Consider the following 25901-nt stretch of genomic DNA (forward strand, 5'->3'; position numbering starts at 1 on the left):
GTATCATTTCTGAACTGCGTCATTTCTGAACTGCTACGAGTTGGGCACGAGGGGATTCTAAGGGTCCCCAGAATATCGGCTCTCTAAAATTTTTAGCACATCACGCTTCTCGTACTGCGACCATTGAGCACGGCGTTTCTCTTTCCTGGGCAAGGCGCACAAACAGTCGGCATGGGCCGGGCTGATTTTGATTCTTCCCTCGTCGCAAAGGATCTGTTTCAAAAGGCATCCCAAATCTTGGGGTATGACTTGGCGAACTTATGCTTTGAAGGTCCGGCGCAAAAGTTAGACACCACCAGTTTTAGCCAGCCCGCCTTGTATGTGACTAGTTTAGCGGCATTGGCGGTTCTACGTGAAAAACAACCAGATCTGGTGGAAAAAGTGTCGATTACCGCCGGCCTCAGTCTGGGTGAATATCCGGCGCTGGTCTTTGCGGGGGTGATGGATTTTGCCGATGGACTGCGAATCGTTGCCGAACGGGGGGCCGCCATGCAGGCCGCGGCCGACGCTGTTCCCAGCGGCATGGTGAGTATCTTGGGGCTAGATCGTCCCCAGGTGGAGACTATTTGTCACGATGCCGCCGCCGGGTCGGTACTTGCTGTCGCGAATTTGCTCTGCCCCGGAAATATCGTTATTTCCGGCGAAAAAGCCGCACTCGCGCGCGCTTCCGAATTAGCCGCCGAGCGGGGGGCCATGAAAGTGATCCCCCTGGCGGTGGCGGGGGCGTTTCATACCGAATTGATGCAAGGGGCGGTCACCCGTCTGCGGGGAGCCCTCGAAAGTGTGACCCTGCGTCCGCCGCGCATTCCCGTCGTTTCCAACGTCGACGCCCTTCCCCATAGCGACGTTGTTGAAATTCGCAACCTATTGGTAAGGCAGGTTTGCTCCCCCGTCCTCTGGGAAAATTCGCAGCGTTATATTCTTGGGACAGGCGTTACCACCTGCTGGGAAGTCGGTCCAGGCCGCGTCCTACGGGGTTTGCTTAAACGGATCGACCGCAAACTGGAATGCCTGGGAACCAGCGAGTAGGGCGGAATATTTTCGGCCATTTTTGAGTTTCTCCATCCTGGCGGATCACAATCCTCCCTACGCCTGACATCCATTAACGACTAATTTTTTTAGAGACAAAACCAATGGCGGATAATAAACGGATTCAAGTCGATTTAACCGGCCAAGTGGCCATTGTCACCGGGGCGTCTCGCGGTCTGGGCAAGGCCATCGCCCTACGACTGGGCGAGTGCGGGGCCAAGGTCGCCTGCCTGGCCCGTGATCAGGCCAAACTGGCCGAAACCGTGGCAGCCATCACCGCCGCCGGTGGCCAAGCCACGGCATTTGCCGTGGATGTCACCCAATCTGCCAGCGTGACCGAAGTTGTGGACCAGATCGCGACGGACTGGCAGCGTGTGGATATTTTAGTCAATAACGCCGGAATTACCCGCGATACGTTGCTGTTGGCCATGAAGGACGAGCAATGGGATGACGTGTTAAATACCAATCTGCGGGGACCGTTTTTGTTCACGCGGGCCGTCCTGCGCACGATGATGGGCCAGCGTTATGGGCGGATCATCAATATTTCCAGTGTTTCGGGGTTGATGGGAAATCCCGGGCAGGCGAATTACTCCGCGACCAAGGCGGGATTAATTGGCTTTACCGCGACGGTGGCCAAGGAAATGGCCAAGCGCAATATCACAGTCAACGCGGTCGCTCCCGGCTTTATCGAAAGCGAAATGACCGCCGCGCTCGGGCCAGCCCTGGCTGACGAGGTCAAGAAACGAGTTCCGGTACAGCGTCTGGGCCGGGCCGAAGAAGTGGCCGACACAGTCCTATTTTTGGCAGCGCCGGGTAGCGGTTACATTACCGGGATTTGCCTGACAATCGATGGTGGCCTGACCGCCTAAGCGTTTGTTGACGCCAAGCAATTCAGCCCGCAGCGTGAGCAAGGGAGAAACCATCTGAGCCCGCCACGTTAGCCAGGATATGGCATTTAACCCACCGTGCGTGCCAGGGAACAACGTTTGATCTGTGAACAGGGATTCCAGGTCCCCGATCGCGGACTTTATCTCCCTGATTTTTCTTGTTTGTCATGGACCAGAAAGCCGGGAACCTTCTCATTGAGCGTTTTTCCAGCGAGATAGCGCTGGTGATCTTGCTAGCATTGACTTTTTCCGGGTCATTCCCTTCCTCGCGATTTTTTACTTTGTGACACAAGATAAAAATGCGGCAACATACATAATACAAATTTGTCCAGAAAGCAGCTTACCGCATTTTTCAGCCGAATGGCGGGAATTGGGGGGGCAGTCATCTGGACAGGGGGGCTTAAAAGCGGTATACCTTGACCTGGATTGTGAAAATCCTCTATTTTAAAGCATGGTTGACCCAGACGGCCTAAGTTGTTGTCAGGGTTTTCCTGGTTTAACAAACTTGACGATTTTTTAAACATTCCGCGAAAGGGCCCCGTTACCCTGGAGGCAGCTTGGTGCGGCGGAATCGGCAAGTCATTTTGACGATCACCAATCCGTTAGTCATCACGACCGTCGGATGCCTTGGCGTTACTATGGTAGGCGGGCATCACTGTGGTTGACGGTTACGCTGGCTTTCGCGGGCGCGATACTGGCGGAAATGTGCTGCAATAACATTAATCCTACAAAATACAACTAGGAGGGACCCGAAGGTGGCTTCCGTACAAGATCGCGTGTTTGATATTGTGGCTGATCAATTGGGCGTGCAGCGGGATCAATTGACCCGTGAAACCTCATTTATTAATGACCTGGGCGCGGATTCCCTGGATACCGTGGAATTGGTGATGGAGTTGGAAGAAGAATTCGACATCAACATTCCCGAGGAAGAAGCTGAAAAAATTCAAACCGTCGGTCAAGCAATTGACTATATCGAAAAAACCCAGAAGTGAGCCGCGGGAGTTGGCCAACCTCTGATGAAACGCCGAGTGGTTGTCACCGGATTGGGAGCCGTTACCGCGCTCAGTACCAAAGTGGAAGAGCTTTGGGCGCGGATTCTGCGCGGTGAATGCGGCATCCATCCGCTAACCACGCTCGATACCGAAAAGTTTAAAGTTAAATTCGGCGGAGACATTCCCAACTGGGACCCGACCGGCTATATCTCCCCCAAGGATGAAAAGCGAATTGACCGCTTTACCCAGTTTGCGATCGTCGCGGGGATCGACGCTGTTCGCGATTCGGGCCTGGATTTTGCCAAAGAAGACCCCTGGCGCTGCGGTGTCATTGTGGGTTCGGGCATTGGCGGGCTGAACGAGATTCAGGAACAAATCACCCGGCTGACGCTGAAGGGACCTGATCGCGTTTCGGCGTTTTTGATTCCTAAAATGATGGCCAACGCCGCCAGCGGTCACCTGTCAATTCATTTTGGCCTGCGGGGCATTAATACCGCCGTGGCGACCGCTTGCGCCAGCGCGGCCAACGCCATTGGCGACGCGTATCATGCCATTCAACATGGCGTGGCGGATGTCATGCTAACAGGGGGGGCCGAGGCCGCCGTGACCGGCATCGGCATCGCCGGCTTTGCCAACATGCGGGCCTTGTCCGAACGCAACGACAATCCAGCCGCCGCCAGCCGCCCCTTTGACATCGACCGTGACGGCTTTGTCCTGAGCGAGGGGGCGGGCATCTTGGTTTTGGAATCACTAGAACACGCCCAGGCCCGCGGTGCCAGGATCTATGGCGAACTATTGGGCTATGGCACGACCGCCGACGGTAGCCACATCACCCAGCCGGACGAACAAGGTCGCGGCGCGGCCAAGGCGATGGAACTGGCCCTGGCCGACGCGGGCATGACCCCGACCGAGATCGACTACATTAACGCCCACGGTACCAGCACGCCGCTAGGGGACGCGGCGGAGACGCAGGCGATCAAGACGGTCTTTGGCGATCACGCGTATAAAGTCAGTGTGAGCAGCACGAAAAGCCAGTTGGGCCACATGCTGGGGGCCAGCGGCGGGGTGGAGGCGGTGTTTATCACCTTGGCCGTGCGGGATGGTCTGATCCCGCCGACAATCAATCTGGATAATCCCGATCCGGCATGCGATCTGGACTATACGCCCCATCGGGCCAAAGAACGCACCGTCCGCGCGGCGATGAGCAATAGCTTTGGCTTTGGGGGGCATAACGCGGCGGTGATTATCGGGGCGTTGCGCTAAAAATTGCTCCGGCAGGGGGAGCACGCCCACGATACGGGGATATGGCGAGTGGAATTCGTCGCAAAGGGATTAGGCAACGGAGATGCCTCCCCTAGTTCTCCTGTCTCCCGTCCCCCGCCTCCCCTCTCGTTACCGCGGATGTTCATGCACGGCGGGTGTTTTACCCCGGATGCGCAGCAGATGAAAATCCTTGAGATAATTCTGCATTTCCTCTTCGGTGGAAAGTCCCAACGCGACCAGGGTTTCGCTCAGACTGGGGACGCTTTCCGCTTGTAATTCCAAGAGCATCTCCAAATCCTGTTCGGTCATGTAGCCCCCCGCCAAGGCCGCCTGGCCAAACAGCTCGTTGGTTTGGGCTTGCCGCTGCAAGATTTCCAGCACCTGGCTGATCGTTAGCACCCGCGATTGCAACGCCAAATGCCCAATCTTCGGCGTTTGCGCCTTAAGCAGGGACATGGCATTTTGCAGATCAACCGCGGAGACAGCTCCCAGTTCTTCTAGAAATTCGCAAAAAACCTCGGCATCCCGTAGGGCCATTTCGCCGCTGGTTTCCGGCAGCAGCAGGTCGTCAAGATTATCACGATGGGGATCTGCGGATCGCGCAACAGCGGCCGAATTCGCCGACGCACCTGGGCCTGCATGATTGAGTGTGGAATTCGCGCGGGCGTTTTGCCGTTCGGTATGCAGCAGCGACTGAGAAAGATTTCGCCAGTGCTCGCGTTGTTGGATCGCGTCGCGAAGCGCGGCGATCAGGGGCGCAAAATCCATGATCGGCTTAAAAAAGCAGTATTCAGCCCCCAAATAACGGGCTTCCATCACCGTATTTAAGGAAACTTGGCTGGTTAAAATAATTACCGACAAGTATGGGTCAATTTTGCGCACTTTCGCCAAAACTTCTAATCCATTCTCCCCCGGTATATCCAAATCCAGCAGCAAAATATCGTAATGGCCATTGGCTAATTCATTTGGTAATTCATCCGCCTGATGCAACGCCCGGCAGTGAAAACCAGCCTTTTCCAAACACTTACCCACAATACGGGTCAATAAGGGATCATGATCTGCGTGTAAAATCGTGGCGGAGGCTTGCATAACGGGCTAACCACTAACAAGGGGGCTAACAATGATTAATGGAAGAGGACGCCGATGTTGTGCAACATGTTTCCGATCAACAAGTTAGCCCCTGTGATAAATCATACCAATATGTAGGTTAATTTTTGGGCAGAAGCCAAATGACACGGCAATACCAGGCTTTAGCTTGGCTTTTTGCGGAGTTTCCCAATCCGGGACAGGTCTTTTGTCCCCTTTCGTGGTCGATTAAACGATATTGTTGCGATAATCCCCACAATCCTGTTAAAATGACCCGGCTGTTAGGTCATCACCCACGTGTCTTTAGCTTAAAAAAGTAACACCCATGCGCGCTCAATTTCCCTTGTTAAACAGTTGCCTGGCAATCATTTGCGCTTTGACCGTGGCATGGCCCGCGACTGGAGCGGAATCCCCCGGGGTAAAATATGCCGGTAAAACCGGACCGGTAAAAGCGAAGCAGATTGTCCTGGTAAGCGGGGACGAGGAATACCGCAGCGAGGAAATGTTGCCCCAACTGGGTAAAATTTTGGCCGCACACCACGGCTTTGAGTGTACGGTGCTGTTTCCCATTGATACGGCGGACGGCACCATCCATCCCAATGTCAGCAATATTCCGGGTTTGGAAGCGCTCAAGACGGCCGATCTGCTGATTTTGATGACCCGCTTTCGCGATCTACCGGATGACCAAATGCAACACATTGCCGATTACTTGGAATCTGGCAAGCCAATCATCGGCATACGCACCGCCACCCACGCCTTTAATATTCCAGACAATAAAAAATTCGCCAAATTCTCCTTCAATAATAAAGATTGGGATGGCGGCTTTGGCCGACAAGTGCTGGGCGAGACCTGGATCAATCATCACGGCAATCATGGCTCGGAAAGCACGCGCGGAATCATTGCCCCGGATGCCAAGGAACACCCCATCACCCGCGGTTTGCAGGATGGCGATATTTGGGGGCCCACCGATGTCTATGGCGTGCGGTTGCCCCTGCCCAAGGGTTGCCAACCGGTCGTCTTAGGCCAAGTGGTGGACGGGATGTCCGCGAATGATCCGCCGGTCAAAGGGGAAAAGAACGAACCCATGATGCCGATTGCCTGGACGTACCATTACGCCGCCGAAAATGGCAAATTGGCGCGGATTTTTACCAGTACGATGGGTTCGGCCCAGGATTTTGAAAACGAAGGTTACCGACGGCTATTGGTCAACGCGGCGTATTGGGCGTTGAACATGGATGACCAGATCAAACCTGGTGCCAAGGTTGAGATCGTGGGGGAATACCGGCCCAGCAAATTTGCCTTTAATGGCTTTGTAAAAGGAAAAAAGCCGAGCGATCACGAGTGGGAGGGGAAGTGAGTTAAGAATTTCAAACGAGTGGCCGCATCCTAATACGATCATCAGTGATCACCACAAAATGACCTTCCCAATCTGATCGACTTTCGATTGCTGAAATCATTCTCTGGACATCAGCTTGGGGAGATTCTCCAGCAAGTCGAAATAAAATGATCCCTGCTCGAGCGTCGACTTTATTGCGGAATGCCAATTCTCCAAAATCCTTGTCTTGTGTAACGACAAGTCGCAATTCTTGTTGAGCGAGTTTTTAAATTTCCAAGTCGCTAGCACCAGACAATGACTCTTTCACTGATAAAACTTCATGTCCGCGATTTCGCAATTCTCGAATCATGGAGTTCGATAAATTTTCGATCACAATCATTCTTAGCATCATGATGCCTAAATTAGGGTGTCGCGTGATATACGCGCTCTGATTTTAATATCTCACTTGCGTAGTTTAAGCATGCAAGAATGTCCGCGTATTGTAAGTGATCGTACTCTTCCAAAATTTGCTCTTGAGTCCATCCCCGAGCAAGCAAATCGACTATAAATTCCACCGCGATTCTCGTCCCGCGAATGACGGGTTTACCAACTAATACTTGAGGATCAATTACAATTCGATCTCGCCAGTCTGTCATTGTCGCACCTGACTAATTTGAGAGCGTTTAGGATAAAATTGGCGTAAATGGCGTCGGCGAGTCAAGTTGGGCAAGGAGAACAAAGCAAACAAATCCGAAGATTCTTCGATGAACTTCGACGAAGCACAACACAGTCGTAGCCAGCCAGAACGCCACATATAAATACAACGCGCTCTAAATCGCATAACCGCAACCCCAAATTCAATTTATCTTTCCACCCGATCCGAATCCAATACAATTTCGTCCGCTTTTGTTTATTTGCCCCCCACCCATTGCGCTTGGGCGGGGGATTTTTCGGCGTCCAGCAACTCCAGGCTCAGGGGGTCGGAGCGGACATCGGCTTCGATGGCGCAAACCACCGTGTGCCGGCCGACCGGTAGGTCCAAGGTGGCTTCTCCCGCTCCGGCGGCATTCTTAGCCAAGGCTTCTTGCTGGCCGTTCACATAGAGCGCTACGCCGCGTGGATTGGCAATCCGCAGGACCACCAGTCCGGCGGAACTGACCTCTAGCCGCGTCCGCACAAAAGCCACCGCCTGCTGGTTGGCCCCAAATTTTTGCCGCGTCAGCCCATCCAGCGGCAATTCTCCGTTGACGGTGCTATAAACCGAACTCCACGTCAATGGCCCGGACTGGTCCAAGACCACTGGCACCCCAATCCGCCCCAACAGCGTGAATGTGTCCCCCACCGGCGCGGGCGTTTGCCAGGTGCGTGCCAGGCGGCGTTGACCAACGGCATAGGGCCCATCCTTGCCCAATTCCGATAAAAACCGGGTTAAATCCAGCAATTCCTGGCGAGTCAATTCCTCAATCAATCCCACCGGCATCAGCGAAGTCTGCGCTAGTTGGGGTGGATTCAGAGTGGCTTTTTGCAAAACGACTTCCTGATCTTCGCTATTGCGCAAGACCAGTTCCTGATCTGTTTCGCGAATTTTGATTCCACTGTGGGATTTGCCGTCGTGGTCCTCGACCAAGAGCGCGTTGTATCCTTCCTTGATCTTGCCACTGGGGTCGATGAGCGACTGCAAAATATAATCCGCGGGAGCGCTGGCCCCCAGGCTGCGCAGTTCCGGTCCGCCCACGCCGCCGGCGCCGCCGATCGCATGGCATTTTTGGCAATTGAGCTCCGCCCGGCGATAAATCGCTTCTCCCCGCGCGGCGTCTCCCGCTTTGGGCAGGTCAGCCAACATGGCCGAGATTTCCGCGGGAGTAAAGGTCCGCGACTCGCCCAGCCCCCCCGCCAGTTGCCACGCTTGTTCCAAATCTGGATCGCGTTTGGCCAGCCGCCGCGCGGCCCGCAGGCCCAAGCGCGCGGCATCCGCAGAGATATTAACCCCCTGAAGTTGCTTTTTCCACAGCTCCGCCGCGCCGGGGGCTTGCTGCAGTTCCGCGCAGACCCGCGCCAGTTCATCGCTGACGCGCAATTGGATAAGAAGTTGCTTGACGGTAAGTTCGATTGCGGTTGGCAATTCCAGTTGACCCATCGCTATTGCCGCCTCCGCCCGCAAAAAGGGATATTGCTCGGCCGAAGTAAGAAACTTGCGCAGTTCTTCTTTGGCGGTCGCTGTCCCCAGGCCACCCAACGCGCGTATGGCCGCCAGACGTACCGGAACGGGTTCCAGCGGTTCGCTGCTCCACTTGAGGATGGTTTCTTCCAACTGGGGCAATTTCCAGGCCCCGATCAATTGCGCCACGGCGATCCGCGTGGGGGGATCTTGCGCATCGCTCGCTTTCCGCAGGGCCGCTTCCGCCCCCGGCACAGGCTGCGCGTAGCGTGACAAATTTGCCGCCAAGCCAGAAAATACCGCCTGGCGGATGCTCAGGGGCGTGTCGGCCAGGACTCCCCGCGCGAGAGCCCAGCCAGCGTCGTCCGGGCTTCCCTGGGTTAGCACGACCTGGATCAACTGGGCCTGTTGTTCGGGATTGAGCTGGCCTTTTTCCAAGAGCGCCCGCAATGGAGCAGCGCTTTGTCCGCCACCCACCGCCTGCAGGGCAAAGACCAGCGCGTTGACATTCTCGCCAAAGGGGTTTTCCCCCCGTTCGATGCGTGGCAACCATAAGGAGCGCAAGTCGCGAAAGGTTTTCCACTGCGCAAATTCCAAAAAGCGGTCATTGGACGTGAGCGGCGCGGCGGCGACCAGGTTTAAAATTTCTGGTTGGGGAGCACGGATGGCGGCGCGATAGGCCTCTAACCGCACTCGGGGATGGGGGTCCGTCAGGGCGGCGGCAATGACGGGTAAGCCTCCCTGGGAATTCACAAATGTCGCGGAAATATCCTCCGCCCACTCCCCCCAAACCCGTGTCGCCGCCGCGCGCACACGGGGGTCGGTAGCGTGAATTAATTTTGCTATTAAGTGCCGGCGTGGAGACTGCCACGCGCGGTAGAGCCATAAATATTCCAAACCCAGCCGCTCTTGTGCGGCATTTTGGGGAGTAAAGTTTTCCACCAATTTAGCTAATTCAACACCGGAAAATTCCGGTCCCCGTTCTTGCAGCAATTGCCGGGCTTGTTCGCGTTCCCACAGTTCGGGACTATCGAGTTTGGCCAATAATTCCGCGGCCGAAAGCTCGGTCAATGGTTGATACTTGACGAGGGGACGAGCTTTATAAGTGACGCGCCAAATGCGGCCGTGGGTCTTATCGCGGCGCGGATCGCGAAAGTCAACCTCGCCATGTTGAATAATCGGGTTGTACCAATCGGCGATATAAAGCGCGCCGTCGGGGCCCATTTTGACATCGACGGGGCGGAACGCCTGATGTGATGATTTGATCAACTCCGGCATCTCCCGCGCGGCATAGCCCGCGCCATCCTCGCCGAGCACAAACCGGCAGACCCGCTGCGCCCGAAAGTCATTGGTGATCAAATTTCCCTGCCATTCCGGCGGAAAATTGCTAGATTCCACCACCTCCAGGCCACAATGCTTGGGGCTGCCGGGATTTAGCCCCTTGACGATTTTTTCGGACTCGTCGGCCCAGGTCATGATGGAACCAGGGAATACGTAATTAATCCCCTCGTTGCCGGCGCCGTCAGTGGCAAAGCTTTGTCCCCAGCGATCCCAGGCCATCCCCCAGGGATTAACCAGCCCCTTGGCATAAACGCGCAGGTCCTGCGTGCGGGGATGATACTGCCAAAATCCCCCGGCGTTCAACCGCCGGACACCGCGCGGCGTTTCAATATGGCTGTGAATGTACACGGACTGCGCAAAACACAGATCCCCGGCGGGGCTATTACGCAACGTATGAATAATATGATGCGTATCTTCGGTCCCAAAGCCGGATAACACCACCCGCGTATTATCCGCCCGGCCGTCGCCGTTAGTGTCTTTCAAATGCAGTAGCTCGGTGCTGTTGCCGACATACGCTCCGCCATCACCGGGAATAACCGCCGTGGGGATGAGTAGTCCGCCGGCAAACACGGTCGTCTGATCAGCCACGCCATCCCGGTCGAGATCCGCTAGGATAAGGATTTTATCATCGGCGGGGACCCCCGGTTGGATTTGCGGGTAGGTCTCGCTGGTGGCGACCCACAACCGCCCCTGGGCATCCCAGTTCATCTGGATGGGTTTGGCCAGGCGCGGATCGGCGGCAAACAAATTCACCTCAAACCCCGGCGGCAGTTGAAATGTCTTGCGCTCGTCCTCGGGATCGGTCGACGGAATCCCCAGGGCGTTAGGGTCACCAGGCCGCTGGGCGTGCAGATTTGGTAAATTGCTGTGCGCTGCGTTCAAGAGCAGGGTCAATATCAACGGCAAGCGAAAGAGCCGGGAAAGCATGTGAGTGGGAGCTGTGGAGTTTGGAGGTTTGGTTTTTGGTTTTTAGCGAACATAGCCGCTGATGGTATCGGCGGAGGAACAACAACGTCGCTGATGGTATCGGCGGAAAAGGATCGCAGTCGCAAAAAAACTTACAAATACGGCACCGGGACGGTGCTTACTACATTGACTCATACGGCACCGGGACGGTGCCTACTACTTTGACTCATACGGCACCGGGACGATGCTTACTACATTGACTCATACGGCACCGGGACGGTGCCTGCTACAATTCATAAACTACCGATTCAACGCCCAAATTTCCTCTTCCAGTTTGGCGACCAAGGGATCAAACTGGGCGATCTCTTTGGCGTTTTGACCTTGCTCATGCTTGCGAAAACCGAACAGATACGTTTGATTCTGCGGCCGCCAGCGATGAAAAAACAACTCGTTTTTGGCGATGATCTTTTGCCGCAATTCATCACTGGGCTGCGCATCGCGGCCATCCGGGGGGGTAAACAACAGCTTAGCGGCGGAGACGTAACCGGCATCATCAAGATGCAAGCCGTTGTAGGTGAGCGATGAGGCTTCCCCCCGCGCGGCGTCCGAGGGATAAGCCAAAAAGGTCAACTGTTCCATCTGGGCAATTTTTCGTAAAGCGGCGGTGTACGTGGCCAGCGCGGAGTTGTATTTCTCGGGGTTGTTCCCGCTGGCAGCGTGGTACGGCAGCGGTTCCAAGATTGCAATTCGATCCGTCTGCTTTTTTAGATCAGCAATTAACTGAAGGCATTGTTTCTCAAAATCCACCAACCCCGCCTGGCCGGCGTGGGCCTCGTTTCCGCCGTACGACAGGTAAATGACCGTGGGTTTTAATTCGGCCAACAGTTCCAGCGTGCGGCGGTAGCCGTCGGCTGGCTTATCAAAATAGGCCCGCGAGTCGCACCAAACGGTGTCTCCCGACCAGCCCAGGTTGCGAAAGATGATTTTCTTGCCGGGATGGAGGGCCGTCAGCCGCGCTTCCAGGTGGCCATAGCGTCCCTCGCGCTCCAAGAACGTATTCCCCAAAAACACCACCCGGTCACCATCACGCAGATCCAGCCACGTGGCGGGGGAGGAGCTAGCCGGTGGATCAGCCTCCGCGGCACGGACGAGGGATCCGCTACTACCGATCACAACAGAAATACACCAACACAACAGTAGCCCGAGCGCACAGCGGCACATAAGCGGGTTTGCTCCTTCCCAATAAACTGTCAATAAGCGCCAAACCTGCTGACAAGCAGAATGCCAGCGTACAGCTATAATATAAGCCACTTAGGGAGTTGACCGCAATAATTCGGCAATGAGTCGGGGATCAGCGCGAAAACTGGTGGTTTGCAAGGCGGAAATGGCTGTTGACAGGGAGATTAACTTTTGGGACGCAGCCAAATTTAAGACACCGAGGGTTCCTGTCGTCCGCAGTTGAAGTTGATTTGCGGCCTTTCTGCCAATACGTTCATCAATAATCAATAGATTGGCGGATAACTCCAGAGCGAGCGAGATCGCTTCTGATTCCCCCAGATGTAAATGGGGAATACGCAAGGTGTGCAGGGGTTGTTGAACACTTATCCAGTGAGGTAATGGATTTAGCCAGTCACGCACCTTGCTGGGAGTATTTGCATTTTGCAATTCCTGGAAAACGCCTTCAGTGATCAGTAAACTTCCAAAAAGTTTGGCTAATATCTCTGCACTGTCAATGAGTATTAAATAGTGCAGCGGGGATGTATCGGAAACGACGACCATCACAGTTAGCCATCGAGCAGCTTGTGCAATGCCTCGGATTCAGCCTTAAATTCCTCAACAGACTGCAAATCTTCGATCACATGATATTGCTTCAAGAGTGCATCGGTTGCAAACCGGTCCAACCGCAAGACAGTTGATAATTCAACATGCGATAATTTCCCCAGGCGATACAATTCAACCATAGCGGCTTCCTTTGCCAGTAAATCCAAATTCGCCAAATCTTGCCGCAATTGCAATTCCAGTTCCGGTGGTAGATCAAAGGTTACTGACATGGATTATCTCCTGTTAATCGATTTCCGATATTCTATTATATCATCATAAACAATAACAATCGCACTTGTTTTTTCCCCTTAGCATTTCCCTTCCCCGCGTAATTCCACGCCCAATTGATAAATCTCTTCCGCGTCCAGCGTTAAATCATTCGCCGTGAACAGCTTGGCAATCGCCGCTTTGTGGATTTTCATTTTGGTCCCTCCCACGCCTAACGCCCCGTAGGTCGCCACGCCGTCCCGCTCGGTTCCGGCATCCGTGGGCGAGACCCCCGTCAGTCCCACGGGGGGGACAGCATTCAGGTCGATCGCCACCCGCAGGTCAGGGCATTGACGGCGGACGGACTCGGCCAGCATTTCCGCGCCGGGCGCCCCCGCGGCAATGATCCCTTGCGCGCCCGCAAGCGCAGGAAGAAGGTCCTCATGTGCTAGCGTGGCGACTGGCTCAAACTTTCCCCCCGGGACCCGCAATCGCAAATCCGTGCAAGTGCTGCTGGCCCGATTTAGCTGGCGCGACCCAACCCGCACAGTCGCCCCCGCCCCGGCGAGTAATCGCGCGACCCGTTGCCCCACCGGTCCCGTCCCGCCTAATACCAAAAAAACCGCATCCGCCAAATTCATATGCTTTTTTGCCGCTAGGACGGCCGCCGCCGCCGTGGTGTTGGAGCCGTTGGCGTCCAGCATGACCGAGACCCGCATCGGCCCAAAAAACGTCCGCTGCACCTGTCGAAAAAGCTCTTCCGCCGGAGCAACCTGACTGCCGCCAACAAAGATCGCGGTGTGCCGCAGCTTATCACCCCCCCGGGTAAAAATGCAGCCATAGACTAGTTCTGTTACCTGTGCGGGCGTGACCCCGCCATGACGAAACAACTGGGCCACCCCCGCATCCACCGCCACCACCCCATCAAAGACGCTGGGCTGGGGATCAGGATCCAGTTGCAACAGAATTTGGGCAGGACTCATAGGTGATACTGAAAATTTGGCGGTGGCGGCACGCGGCGATGGAAGGCCCAGGTGCGTGACATGTTAATACAGCATGATAAGGCAACAGCCGACGAATTGCCTCGCCGGCTGTGCATAATAACCAGGATTCATGGGACCGCGCTAGTTCATGAGACACTAAAATCCGCGGAAGGGGTGTTTGACGCTGTCTTTGCCAGCAATCATTTCCGCCGCGGTCGGCTTGCCACCCATGGCATTGACGATCGCCATTTTGGTGGCTTCGTAGTTGTAATCGTAGATTTTCTTGTCATCGGCCGCTTGGGGATGGATAAACACGCCACAAACAATGACCAGATCCTCGGCTTTGCTGGCGGGAATCACGTTATCCGCCACCGAATCGGCCACGGCCTTGGCCACGGCGGCCTGTGCGGGGCCAAACATTTGCACGGCTTGCTTCATCCCCTTGATTGTGACCTTAGTAATCATGACCGTGGCGGGTTTGACGGCCAAATTGGGGGTTAAAACCGCCAAGAGGTTGTTGTGGCCTTCGCTTTGGCGGGCCAAAGCATTGGCAAAGGCATTTCCCACCGGGCCATCCTTGCTGCCAATCAATAAGTCGATATGCGCGATCTCGTTTCCGTCGCCAGCCAGGGCTTCGCCCACAAACATGGACATGTTTTGTTACTCCCAAGGGAAAAAAGTCCAAAATAAATTTCGCTCACCCGGCTTATTTTTAGTCGATCTGACGGCAGTCCGATACCCCCCAAAGTTTTAGAAAAATGCCGAAAAATCGCCACGGATATGAGATTCTTATTTTTAAGCCAACCCAAAATCGTAACAAGAAAAAATCCAATTTCAAGGGCAAATGTTTTTTTTATCCTTTTGCGGAATTTCCCGGGTTGCAATGGTCTTTTGACCGGGTAAGGTGATTTCAGAGCTTGACCGGTAAAGTTCCCCCAGGTTGCCCTGATTGTGATTTGTCTCGGACGCGTTGCAAATCACCCCTTACCAAATCGGTGGTCCCTGAGGGAGCGGTGCAATCCGCTCAACAGCCAGTCTTGGTGTTTGATTGACGACGGAAAAATCCACCTCAATCACCCTGGCGGCTGAATGCTGTTGCACGTGGGTTCAGGATTCTTGTTTGGGGATTACAGCCAGCGCGATGACCGGTGATGTGGCATATGTGCATTGCCGTCGCCGTCATTAAACAAATTGTCTGGCCACAAAACTCGGTTGTCGTGCCTCGTCCGCACCTAGATGGCAACTATTTCCAGCAGTTTGTGATCCTCAGGGAATCGCCCAATTTGCAACTCCCTTGCCTAAGGGTTTTGCAGTGATCAGTTTCCTTTTCACTCACGGAGGCTTGTTGAGTATGTTTATGAACAAAGTAAGGTTTTTTTTGGCCAGCTTGGTACTCACACTTACCGTATCGGATGTGATGGCCCAAAACCGCTCTTCGCGGTCCTTTGGCCAGCGGCGTTCGGGCGTTACCTATAATATGCCCAAGGTCACCCGCACCGTGCCGCAATCCCAGGCCACGCCGCGATATTCGATGCCGGTGTATTCGGCTCCGGCGGTCAATACCAACGGGCAACGGGTGGTTTATTCGCAACCACGTCCCGCGACCAGCGTCAGCCAAGTCGTGCCGCATACTGTGGCAAAACCGGTAACCAGCAACCAAGTGATTTACAGCACGCCAAACTATGCAACCGGCACTGTAACATCGCGTCCGGCGACTTATTCCACGCCAATTGTGCTCAATTCCGCTCCCGCGATCCCTAATTATGGCGGCGATTCGGCCTATCAGGTCGTCTCCCTGGTTAATTCCCAGCGGGCCCGCTATGGATTGGCTCCCTTGAATATCGATGCGGGACTTATGAGTACGGCCAACGCCCATGCTAGCTGGATGGCCCGGTCCAACAGCATGCAGCATGGGCGGTATCCTGTGGCGGAGAATATCGCCATGGGCCAGCGTAGCCCCGGCGAGGCGATGAATAGCTGGATGAATAGCAGCGGCCATCGGGCAAATATTTTGGGGCGGTATTCGTCGATTGGCGTGGGCGTGGCGTATTCATCCGGGGGGCAAATGTTTTGGTGCCAGCAGTTTAGATAAATCTGTACGGAGCCAATAGCATTTGGCCGACAGACACACACGATGCGACAGCAATGAGTTATGCCCTCCCCAGACAGACTGGGGAGGGCTTTTTTATATGATGGGAAAGCAAGCAAAATCCCTGGGCGATGATCCACCATATCGCCAAATAACCAAGCGATAGCGGTATCTCTCTTTCTCTGAAAGAGGGCCGGTTGATGGATTCCTAACGCAAAGCGGTTGCGTCAACCGGTAATAACCGATTCATGCTGGGTGACTTTACAAAGTGCCAGCCCCGCAAGAAAGCGGATTAGCCCCGCCTATGGCTGCGACTGCACAAAAAAGGGCTTGCCCGTTTCGTCCTGCAATTCCAACTTGGGCTTACCATTGACGGTATTGAGAAAAATGCGGTTGGTCCCTTTGTCGTCGTTCACGGTGATTCCACAAAAATTAAGCTTGGGTTGCATTCCCAACAGGACTTGCTTTTTATAGGTGTCGTCGGCAAATACTCCGATGCCGGTTCCACCTTCTTTGCCAGCAAAGATCGAGATGCGGTGTTTGCCGTCTTCGTTATTGATAAAAAAGCCGTCACGGGTGATTTCCACGCGGGGGACATTGTTGGCGTCCCGCATGATAAACCCCGCCGCCTCGATCACTGGGGGTTTGGTGTCCCGGGCCGCCCCTAAAAACAGCGCCATTCCGGCAAGAACGGCAATTGACGCACCTCCCAGCTTTAGCCAGCGATTTTGTTGTTCTAGGCGGGCAATCCGGGCTGATAAGAGTGCGAGGGAATCGGGGGAATTGGACATGACGTGCTCCTAAAGAATGAAACGTGTGAAAGAAGTTGAAACAAGACGCTTTCGCCGCTAGAAAGCGAATCTTGGGCTGGTTGCGAGATTTTTTTGCCGAAATTTGAACCGTATGGGGCTAGCCTTCGGTTGCGTAGTCCCATGGGTTAAAGCATTTGTGGAGTTTTGGCATAGCGACTACATGTTAACTCCGGCACATGCTCATCTTCGTATTTTTCTATCAGGATACCAATCACTTCCATGAGGGACGCCAACGGATGGTGTTCGTCATTTCCGACTTCGTCGATGAGTTCGTCAAGCCAGGCGACTAAGCGGTGATATTCCATTGCGGTAAGTGGATAATTAAGCTGCATTGCCATTATTATAGCTTGACAAGACTATACGCGCCGATACTCCCCGCTTCTTCCCCCCGCTTTTTCCAATAACCTGATTTGGCCGATCTCCAGTTCCTTATCCACCGCTTTGCACATGTCATAAATCGTGAGCGCGGCCACGCTAACCGCCGTGAGGGCCTCCATCTCCACGCCCGTCTTGCCCGTGACGGTGACCGTAGCCCGAATTTCGAGTTGAGCAAATTCAGCCCCTCCATTGGTATCCCGCGTGGAATCCACGGTGGCCCGCGTGTCGTCAGCGGCCGCCGCGGCAACGGTCGTTTCCGCGGGTCGCAGCAACGCAAACTCAACCGACACGCTCTCTAGCGGCAAAATATGGCATAACGGGATCAGCCCCGCTGTTTGCTTGGCACCCATGATCCCTGCCAACCGCGCCACGGCCAGCACGTCCCCCTTGGCATGTTCCCCCGTGGCGATCATCCGCCACGTCGTCTCCCGCATCGTCACCACCCCCCCAGCCACCGCCCGCCGAGCGGTGACGGGCTTCTCACCCACGTTCACCATATGGGCGGAGCCAGAACTGTCAAAATGGGTAAGATCGGACATAAGGGCCAAGCATCGTATGAGGGTAAAGGAGAGACGATCCAGGGCGAATTGCATTCGCGTCAATTCGCCGCAATGAATGGTGATTTTTCACTGAGACCGAGTTTTCATTTTATCATCCAGCCACAAGCAATATCAACGTATTTGCTAGCAACATCGACCTCGTCCCAACCGGGCGCAATTGCTATGCTTGGCCTTGTTTTATATGCAAAAGAGACCTGGATTTTTGGGGACAGCCGCTCCTTTAACCGCGCGGCAATCAACGCATGGCCAACAACCGTCCCTGGGCGTTAGTAACCGGCGCGAGCAGCGGATTGGGCGTGGAATTTGCCCGGTTGCTGGTGACAGAAGGATATAACATCATTCTCAGCGCCCGGCGGCGGGAACGATTGCTGCAATTATGCGGCGAATTACAACAACGAGGTCCCTGTGAAGTACGGGTTATACCCGCTGATTTGGCATACGAGGGAGGAAGCCGCCAATTATGCGGCGCTGTCGACGCTTTGCAATTACCCGTGGAATTGTTGATTAACAATGCGGGATTTGGGGTGTTTGGGCCGTTTTTGCAGCAGTCCGCGCAGCAAATAGCCGAGATGATCGCTGTCAATGTAACTAGCGCGACGCAACTAGCCCGACACTTTGCCGAAGGAATGGCTCAGCGTGGATCGGGAGGGATTTTGCAAGTCTGTTCCTACGCCGGAGTGCAGCCGATCCCGCGTTATAGCGTGTATTCCGCATGCAAGGCATACGGCATCGCGCTTACGCAAGGGTTGCGATACGAATTTCGCAAACAAGGAGTGCGGGCCAGCGCGCTAGCGCCCGGATTTATGGATACTGAGTTTCACGAGGTGGCCCAACATGCCAAAACCCGCTGGATGCGGATGTTGACCCTGGATGCAAAGCTGGTCGCGCGCGCGGGCTTAAAGGGGTTGGCCCATAATCAACTGCTGATCACGCCGGGCTGGGCGTATACGCTGAATAACTTTGCGGCGCGGCTGCTGCCGCGCAGTTGGGGGGCGGCCATCTCCGCCCGCGTGGTGAAAAACAGCTAGCCCGCCACGTCAGCAAGGGACAACAGCATCAGCACCAAGTTGAATTCAAATACGATCTGAGATTTCAAATTTGAGATTGGATTTAGCCAAGGATACCTACGGATGTAACACAGATGAAGGACTTCCGTGCAAATCCGTATTACTAACCTTTCAAATCTTTACAACGTGTAAAGATCATTCGTTGATCAAGCATTAGTGGACCAAAGGCGTTTAATTCCCGCGGGCTAAAGGCCCGACCTATCCCAGCCTAGGGCAAGCGCAGCGTCGCCCTAGGTCAATGGAAATAAATGAATGGAAGCGCCAAAGGCCCGATTCAACCGCTGCGACAAACGAATTAAGCTAAAAATATTTTGGGTTTCGGGCTGAAGCCCGCTCCACGTTCCTCCGGTTCACCCAGATTTCCGCATGACCCTTAGCATGGAAGCTCCAGCATGAAAACACTGCTCAATAAACGTTGTTTGTTGACCGGCGCGGCCAGTGGAATCGGCCGGGCCTTTGCCCTGCAATTAGCCGCCAAAGGGGTACGACTGATTTTAGTGGACAAAGACCGGCAGGCGCTGGCGGAAGTCGCCACCGCCTGTCAGGCTACCGGTACAGAGGCGCTGCCGCTGGTTTGCGATTTGACGGATCGCGCGGCAATTTCCCGGCTGGTGACGGATGTGCGGCAACAGTGGGAAACGGTGGACCTGCTGATAAATAATGCCGGCGTGGCCTTTTATGGTCCGACCGAGACGATGTCCCAGGCGCAATGGGATTGGCTTTTGCAAATCAATTTGCTGGCTCCTATTCAAATCACCACGGCCCTGTTGCCGGGGATGCTGACCCTGCCCGAGGCTCATATCCTGAACGTTTGTAGTATTTCAGGCTTGGTGGCGGCGGGACGCTTTGCCGCCTATCACGTCAGCAAATTTGGGCTGGTTGGATATAGCGAAGCCCTGCGGGCCGAATATGTCCGCCGCGGCATCGGCGTCACGGCCCTGTGCCCCGGCCCCGTCACCACCAATTTGTACAATGCCGCCGTCAGTGGCCGCCCCGACCGGGCCGTTCCCAATCCGCCCAACTGGCTGTGTGCTACGCCCGAGACGGTCGCGGCAACCGGCATTCGTGCGATAGAACGTAATCAAGGAATGGTTTTGGTGACGTTGATGGCGCACGCGCTCTGGCGTGCCAAACGCTGGTTTCCCGGCGTGCTGGATTTTCTAAACCGAATCACCCGCAAAAAACATCGCCCATCTCCAACCGCGACCATCCAGACGAGCGCTTCATCGGCAACATTAGCTGGGCCGCATGCGATACCACCGGTCGAGACCACCGCCACATCCTCCCGCGCCGCGTAACGGGCAAATGAACCGCAGAGTGGAATTTACCGCCTCAATCACGGATAAGTACAAGTAATCCACAGCACACGGATCATGGAGATTTAACGAGATGTTCACTGATCTTTAGATATTCCCCTCAAGATCAGTCGTTCGATATTTATCTATAATCCCCTAAGCCCGTCCTTGGCTAAAATTCGCTGCGCCAGGGATAGGCACGGTGAAATAAAAAAACGCAATCAATTAATCCTTCCGTATCTTCCCTGCAAACAACGCCGCGAATATCCTCGCGCACCGCGTCATCGATGTTCCATCGTATTATGTGTGCCCCGTATCGCGGTGAATTCTCTAGCCCTTTGAAAAAATTGGATTTCAAAGGGCCCAAAGCGCATTGGGCATTTTCTAGCCCCCCGGATTCATCTTGGTAAACATTTCGCGTACCATCTTGATGGCGGCGGGGCCGACCAGCACCACAAAAATGCCGGGGAAAATAAAGATCACCAGCGGAAAGATCAGTTTTACCGCTGTTTTTGCCGCTTTTTCTTCGGCCAGTTGGCGGCGGCGGGTCCGCATCGAGTCGCTTTGCACGCGCAGCGCCTGCGCGACGCTAGAACCAAACTTGTCCGCTTGAATCAAGATCGCTGATAGCGCCCGCAGATCATCCACGCCGGTCCGCATCCCCAATTCGTGCAGCACTTCGCTGCGGGCCCGGCCCATTTGCAATTGCAAATTGCACAGTTGCAACTCGCCGCAAATCACGGGGGCGACCTTTTTTAGTTCTTCACTGACGCGGCGCATCCCCTGATCCAGGCCCAACCCCGCTTCCACGCAAACCACCAGCAGGTCCAGCGCGTCCGGCAAGGTCAAAAAGATTTGTTGCTGGCGGCTCCGTTTAATGAACCAGATGCAAATATCGGGCAAATAAAACAGAAAGCCGATGGAAAGCACCGTCGCCGTCAATGCTGTCTGGTCAAACCCCCGGATCAACAGGATCGGCCCCCCGGCAAAAAAGAAACCCGCGATCAAACCGGCAAACTTGAGGCCCAAAAACGTATTGACCGCTCCTTCGTGGCGAAAACCGGCCATCGAGAGCCGCAGCCGCAATTTGCTGGTCTCGAGTTCAGTCTTGGGTTGGAGCGGCGCGGCCAGGGCGTTGGTTTTTTCCAGGACTTTACTGATCGCGTCATTTTTCTTGGTGCGAACTTCTTCGCGCTTGCGGCGCAGCATGGGGTCCTTAAATTCGTCCAGCCGTTCCCCCGCGCGTTTATTATCGCCCGAGAAATATTCGACCGCCCAAAACGCCCCGACGGCAAACAGTCCAAAGACCGCCCAAGGGAGGATGGTGGCAAAATCGATGGTAGAGGCAAAAAGTTCGGTCACGGGTTACACCTGGATATTGACGATTTTACGAATGACCAATGCGCCCAAGAGCTGCATAAAAATGCCGCCGGCCAGCATTTGCTTGCCCAAGGGATCGGTGAACAAGACGTTAAGGTAATCGGGGTTCAGGCGGTACACGGCGACAAATAGCGCCGGGGGGAGAGCCAAGAGGACGATCCCCGACAGGCGGCCTTCGCCGGTAAGGGCCTGGACCTGGCCCCAGATTTGAAAGCGTTCGCGGATTAAGTCGCCGATTTTGTCGAGAATTTCGGCCAAGTCGCCGCCGGTTTGGCGCTGTAAAATCACCGCCGTGGCAAAAAATTTCAGATCCAGGTTGGGGACGCGGGAGGTCATATTGTTGAGGGCCTCTTCCAGCGTGATACCCAGATTTTGTTCCTCAAACACCTTTTTAAATTCACCGGCGATTGGTTCGGACATTTCCTCGGCCACCAGGTTGCATCCCGCGCCGATGCTGTGTCCGGAACGCAGGGCCCGGCCGATCAGTTCGAGCGCGTCGGGAAGTTGCTTGCCAAAGGCGGCAAATCGGCGGCTGCGCATGAACAACACATATAGCAGCGGAAACGTGGCGGAGAGCAGCCCCACCAACAGGGCAATCCCCGCGTGCAGCCGCAGCGTGGTGATCGTCAGCATGCCGGCCCCCGCGCAACCGGCGGTGATCAGCATGAATTTGAGCGGCGTCAAATTTATGGCCGCTTGATCAAACAGCAATTGCAAATTGAGGTAACGGGCGATCGCGTCGGACAGCGAATTTGCTGAAATATCCAGCGGTTGCAGCAAGACGCTTTGCTTGGCCAACAGATCGCCGCGGGGGGCATTTTTGGAGAGGGTCAATTGGGCCAGGCGACTTTCCATGGCCTCTTCGGTCCCGCCGCGCAGCCACAAAGCCAGGCCCCCGACCAGGGCGGCGACGCCAAAAAAAGCGGCAATTGGAATTAAAATGGACATCATGGGCAATGGTATTTCTCTTTTGCGGGCCAAAGGCCCGACCGATCCCAGCCTAGGGCATACGCAGCGTTCCCCTAGGTAAAAAAACGTCACATTATTGGCAGGGCCAACGGCCCGTTCAATCATGTTGACCCTGTTCAACCTGCCTCAAAAAAATCCTGTATTTGTGGGCTCAAGCCCGCACTAGTTTGGGTGACGGAACTTGCTAAAAAGTTCCGGGTGTTTCTTGCGTCCTCGGAATTCTGGCGAATTCCGCTACGAAAGTTTAATCATCACGCAGCATGACGCGTTGGCGGAACGCGCTGGCGGGCAAGCGCACGCCGCTTTGTTCCAGTCGATCCATAAACGTCGGCCGCACGCCGGTGGCTTCGAACCGGCCGATCGCCCGGCCTTGCTCGTCCACGCCTTCCTGGTGGTAATGGTAAATGTCCTGCATGACCACCGTGTCCTGCTCCATCCCGACAATCTCGGTGATGTGGGTGATCCGGCGCTTTCCCCCCTGGATGCGGTTGGCCTGAATGATCAAGTCGACCGCGCTGGCAATTTGTGAACGCATGGCCTTTAACGGCAATTCAAATCCGGCCATGGTGATCATGGTTTCGATACGTGCCACCGCGTCGCGGGGGGTGTTGGCGTGAATCGTGGTCATGGAACCTTCGTGGCCGGTATTCATGGCCTGCAGCATGTCCAGGGTCTCGGCCCCGCGACACTCGCCAATGATGATCCGTTCGGGCCGCATCCGCAGTGCGTTCCGCACCAAGTCGGTGGCGGTGATCGCCCCTTTGCCTTCAATATTTGGCGGGCGGGTTTCCAGCCGAACCACGTGATCCTGTTGCAATTGCAACTCGGCCGCGTCCTCGATCGTAATCACGCGGTCGGTGTGTGGAATAAAGCTAGACAGGGTGTTCAGCAGCGTCGTTTTACCAGAGCCGGTCCCTCCCGCGATAATAATGTTCAGGCGGGCCTTGATCGCCCCTTCCAGCAACATCACCATTTCCGGGGTAAAGGCCTTAAAATTTAGCAAGTCCTCCAGCTTGAGGGGATTCGACCCAAAGCGCCGAATCGACACGCTGGCCCCATCCAACGCCAACGGAGGAATAATCGCGTTCACGCGCGAGCCGTCCGGCAACCGGGCGTCAACCATCGGGCAGACTTCGTCCACACGTCGGCCCACGCGCGAGACGATCCGATCGATAATTTGCAGCAAATGCTGGTTATCGCGGAACTGGACGGGGGATTTTTCCATTTTTCCCCGGCGTTCCACATAAATGTTTTTCGGCCCGTTGATCATAATATCGCTGATGGTGTTGTCCTTGAGGATCAACTCCAGCGGGCCCAGGCCAAATGTTTCGTCCAACACTTCGTCCACGAGCTTGTCGCGTTCGACGCGATTCAGCATGGTGTCTTCGGAATCGCACAAATGCTCCACCACCAGGCGGATCTCGCGCCGCAGGACATCTCCCTCTAAATCGCCAATCTTTGTCAGATCCAGCTTGTCCACCAACTTGGAATGGATTCGCCGTTTTAACAGGTCAAACTCGACAGCACCGCTCTTTTCACCAGGGCGCGTGGGCAGGGGAGATTGTTTAACAGGAGGCATAAGTTACTCGCATCCGGGATAAAAACTCAGCAATCAATCATCGGTGGCAAACTTTCGCCTGGGGCGGGTCGCTGACCCCACCCCCCCAGGCCACTCGCGCGCACATTCCGCGCGCAAGCCGGTTTTTTGCTAAGCAAGTCTAGGTCACGATTTTTGGCAAGTGTGGCAAAAAGCGTACGAATGCCGGGCAGGGAAGAGCTTTTTGAAAAATCGGTGGATTTTTTATTTATCAACCGTGAGAACTCCGGATACTCTTACCGGATCTTATTACCTGCAAAGAACTTAGAACGTTTACAGCATGATGAGTTGCTTAGGAATAACGATCATTTCCATGCAGCTTTCATGCTTAAATAGTCCATTAAGCGTCACGCCAAGTTGCTTCATCGAGGTGTGGTAACGGATTTATTACGTTTATAGGGGCAATAATATTGTCAAGCGACAGTAATGTTTTTAATGTTCACTTCCCCCCTACCCTCCCTTTTTGCCGGCAAACATGGGCAGCCACTTCCCCAGGGTGCTGGTTGGCTTGGCGGCATCGGTGGCGGGCTTTGGCTCTCCCCCTAGTTGCTCGCTCAATTTCACGATACTTTGCGAGAGCGCCGTCCGCGGCGCATGCTCGATGAGCGGCACGCCGTTGTTTCGCACTTCGACCATGGTGCGATAATCGTTGGGTATCTGCCAAAAGATTTCCCGGCCAATAGTTTCTTGGGCTTTTTTCAGGCTGATTTGGCCGTTATCCAACCCCGCGCGGTTGACCACCACGCGCAGTTTGTCCTTAAGTTTGGGATCCTCGTTAAAGGACATCATCAAGCGGACGACATTCCGCAGGCAGGGCAAATCCATTTGCGTGACCAACAGCACATGGTTGGCGGTCTCCATGGCCAGCATATCGATTTCGCTATAGCTCTTGCTCAGGTCCAAGATCATATGCGTAAAAGTGGCCTTGAGCAGGCCAAACACCCGCTGCATGTCATCCAGTCCGATATGCCGCGAATCCTCTAACTGGACGGGCCGGGGCAAAAGATACAAGCCCGATGAATGTTTGGTCAATGAGCGCTTGAGCAGCGCAAAATCCAGCCGAGCCACATTTTGCGAGACGTCGGCCAGGGTATAGTCGGGAATCGTATCTAAAAAGACGTCGGCATCCCCCAGGCACAGGTCCAAATCAACCAGCACCACGCTATTTCTTTGGTCGGAAGCGAGAATACAGCCCAGGTTAACGGCCAGGCTGGTGGTGCCGACTCCGCCGGTGGCACCGGCGACGGCGGTCACGACGCAGCCGGTTCGCTTGGCATCCCCTTTGCCGCCGCGGCGATCGCCGATGCGTTCCAGCGCGTTAATCAGGTCTTCCAGCTTGAGCGGTTTAGTCAGGTACTCTTTTGCTCCGGCCCGCATGGCCCGCAAAATGAGAGCCCCGTCCGAAGAGCTGCTGACCACCAGAATGCTGCATTCGGGAGAGTTCGCGGTGACTTGCTCTAGCAGCTTTAGCGATTTTTCTTGGTCGCTATCCAGTGCCACAATCCCGATGTCCGGGTGGGTTTGGGCGACCACGTCCGCAAAAAATTCATAGCGCGAGCATTCTGCTTCCAGCCAGACTTTATCCAAGCCGAGCAGTGTCGATTTTAGCGAATCGCGGGACGAGTCGCTGGGGTCAACAATCGCAATCCGCTGGACGTTGCTCATGGTTCTTTCGGGGAAACTTCAGGGGAAGCGCAGCGTGTGTTCAACTTTAGCTTGAAAACCGCCTACCCGCTCTGCCACGGTGGATTGCAGGTAACCGCAAA

Annotated in this window: 22 protein-coding genes; 8 read left to right on the forward strand and 14 right to left on the reverse strand. The window is 54.9% G+C overall.

Annotation, left to right across the window (positions count from 1 at the left end):
- The first annotated feature begins 123 nt into the window (after positions 1-123).
- From fabD to fabF, 4 genes are all read left to right on the forward strand, one after another.
- Positions 124-1029, forward strand: coding sequence for an ACP S-malonyltransferase (gene fabD, locus SFX18_08435; protein ID MDX1963167.1), 906 nt, complete (start codon positions 124-126; stop codon positions 1027-1029).
- Between the two features lie 104 nt (positions 1030-1133).
- The gene (gene fabG / locus SFX18_08440; GenBank protein MDX1963168.1) at positions 1134-1898 is read left to right on the forward strand and encodes a 3-oxoacyl-[acyl-carrier-protein] reductase; all 765 of its coding nucleotides are present in this window, start codon (positions 1134-1136) and stop codon (positions 1896-1898) included.
- Positions 1899-2671: 773 nt separating this feature from the next.
- Positions 2672-2908, forward strand: coding sequence for an acyl carrier protein (gene acpP / locus SFX18_08445; GenBank protein MDX1963169.1), 237 nt, complete (start codon positions 2672-2674; stop codon positions 2906-2908).
- A 24-nt stretch (positions 2909-2932) separates the two neighbouring features.
- Entirely contained in the window at positions 2933-4171 is a 1239-nt protein-coding gene (fabF, locus tag SFX18_08450) for a beta-ketoacyl-ACP synthase II (protein MDX1963170.1), read from the forward strand.
- Between the two features lie 129 nt (positions 4172-4300).
- On the opposite strand, the gene SFX18_08455 is transcribed toward fabF, so the two are convergent.
- Positions 4301-5260: a response regulator gene (locus tag SFX18_08455; protein MDX1963171.1), complete on the reverse strand. Its 960-nt coding sequence runs from the start codon at positions 5258-5260 to the stop codon at positions 4301-4303.
- Between the two features lie 322 nt (positions 5261-5582).
- On the opposite strand from SFX18_08455, the gene SFX18_08460 reads away from it, so the two are divergent.
- Positions 5583-6614, forward strand: coding sequence for a ThuA domain-containing protein (locus SFX18_08460; GenBank protein ID MDX1963172.1), 1032 nt, complete (start codon positions 5583-5585; stop codon positions 6612-6614).
- A gap of 868 nt (positions 6615-7482) precedes the next feature.
- Here the strand turns inward: SFX18_08460 and SFX18_08465 are convergent.
- The 6 genes from SFX18_08465 to fae all read right to left on the reverse strand — a co-directional run bounded on the left by SFX18_08465 (position 7483) and on the right by fae (position 14642).
- The gene (locus tag SFX18_08465) at positions 7483-10998 is read right to left on the reverse strand and encodes a HEAT repeat domain-containing protein (protein MDX1963173.1); all 3516 of its coding nucleotides are present in this window, start codon (positions 10996-10998) and stop codon (positions 7483-7485) included.
- A gap of 279 nt (positions 10999-11277) precedes the next feature.
- Positions 11278-12150, reverse strand: a complete 873-nt coding sequence (locus SFX18_08470) for an SGNH/GDSL hydrolase family protein (GenBank protein MDX1963174.1) — start codon at positions 12148-12150, stop codon at positions 11278-11280.
- A gap of 138 nt (positions 12151-12288) precedes the next feature.
- The gene (locus SFX18_08475; protein ID MDX1963175.1) at positions 12289-12756 is read right to left on the reverse strand and encodes a DUF3368 domain-containing protein; all 468 of its coding nucleotides are present in this window, start codon (positions 12754-12756) and stop codon (positions 12289-12291) included.
- A gap of 5 nt (positions 12757-12761) precedes the next feature.
- Positions 12762-13028: a UPF0175 family protein gene (locus SFX18_08480; GenBank protein MDX1963176.1), complete on the reverse strand. Its 267-nt coding sequence runs from the start codon at positions 13026-13028 to the stop codon at positions 12762-12764.
- Between the two features lie 78 nt (positions 13029-13106).
- Positions 13107-13988, reverse strand: a complete 882-nt coding sequence (locus tag SFX18_08485; GenBank protein MDX1963177.1) for an NADP-dependent methylenetetrahydromethanopterin/methylenetetrahydrofolate dehydrogenase — start codon at positions 13986-13988, stop codon at positions 13107-13109.
- 156 nt (positions 13989-14144) lie between these two features.
- Positions 14145-14642, reverse strand: a complete 498-nt coding sequence (gene fae, locus SFX18_08490) for a formaldehyde-activating enzyme (protein MDX1963178.1) — start codon at positions 14640-14642, stop codon at positions 14145-14147.
- Between the two features lie 763 nt (positions 14643-15405).
- Between fae and SFX18_08495 the strand changes: the two genes are divergently transcribed.
- On the forward strand, positions 15406-16080 hold the full coding sequence (locus SFX18_08495) for a CAP domain-containing protein (GenBank protein ID MDX1963179.1): 675 nt from the start codon (positions 15406-15408) through the stop codon (positions 16078-16080).
- Positions 16081-16379: 299 nt separating this feature from the next.
- On the opposite strand, the gene SFX18_08500 is transcribed toward SFX18_08495, so the two are convergent.
- From SFX18_08500 to moaC, 3 genes are all read right to left on the reverse strand, one after another.
- A complete protein-coding gene (locus SFX18_08500; protein ID MDX1963180.1) occupies positions 16380-16868 on the reverse strand; it encodes a hypothetical protein in 489 nt (162 codons plus the stop codon).
- A 146-nt stretch (positions 16869-17014) separates the two neighbouring features.
- Positions 17015-17227, reverse strand: coding sequence for a hypothetical protein (locus SFX18_08505; protein MDX1963181.1), 213 nt, complete (start codon positions 17225-17227; stop codon positions 17015-17017).
- Between the two features lie 18 nt (positions 17228-17245).
- A complete protein-coding gene (gene moaC, locus SFX18_08510; protein MDX1963182.1) occupies positions 17246-17806 on the reverse strand; it encodes a cyclic pyranopterin monophosphate synthase MoaC in 561 nt (186 codons plus the stop codon).
- 263 nt (positions 17807-18069) lie between these two features.
- Between moaC and SFX18_08515 the strand changes: the two genes are divergently transcribed.
- The gene (locus tag SFX18_08515; protein MDX1963183.1) at positions 18070-18855 is read left to right on the forward strand and encodes an SDR family oxidoreductase; all 786 of its coding nucleotides are present in this window, start codon (positions 18070-18072) and stop codon (positions 18853-18855) included.
- Positions 18856-19286: 431 nt separating this feature from the next.
- Entirely contained in the window at positions 19287-20192 is a 906-nt protein-coding gene (locus SFX18_08520) for an SDR family oxidoreductase (protein MDX1963184.1), read from the forward strand.
- 381 nt (positions 20193-20573) lie between these two features.
- On the opposite strand, the gene SFX18_08525 is transcribed toward SFX18_08520, so the two are convergent.
- The 4 genes from SFX18_08525 to SFX18_08540 form a co-directional block, all read right to left on the reverse strand.
- Positions 20574-21551 carry a type II secretion system F family protein gene (locus SFX18_08525; GenBank protein ID MDX1963185.1) on the reverse strand — a complete coding sequence of 326 codons (978 nt, stop codon included), beginning with the start codon at positions 21549-21551 and terminating at the stop codon, positions 20574-20576.
- Positions 21552-21554: 3 nt separating this feature from the next.
- Positions 21555-22517 (reverse strand): type II secretion system F family protein, encoded by a 963-nt coding sequence (locus tag SFX18_08530; GenBank protein ID MDX1963186.1) that lies wholly within the window; start codon positions 22515-22517, stop codon positions 21555-21557.
- Positions 22518-22782: 265 nt separating this feature from the next.
- Positions 22783-24117: a CpaF family protein gene (locus tag SFX18_08535; protein MDX1963187.1), complete on the reverse strand. Its 1335-nt coding sequence runs from the start codon at positions 24115-24117 to the stop codon at positions 22783-22785.
- A 468-nt stretch (positions 24118-24585) separates the two neighbouring features.
- On the reverse strand, positions 24586-25800 hold the full coding sequence (locus SFX18_08540; protein MDX1963188.1) for a response regulator: 1215 nt from the start codon (positions 25798-25800) through the stop codon (positions 24586-24588).
- Positions 25801-25901 lie beyond the last annotated feature (101 nt).

Source organism: Pirellulales bacterium, assembly GCA_033762255.1.
GTDB lineage: Bacteria > Planctomycetota > Planctomycetia > Pirellulales > JALHPA01 > JANRLT01.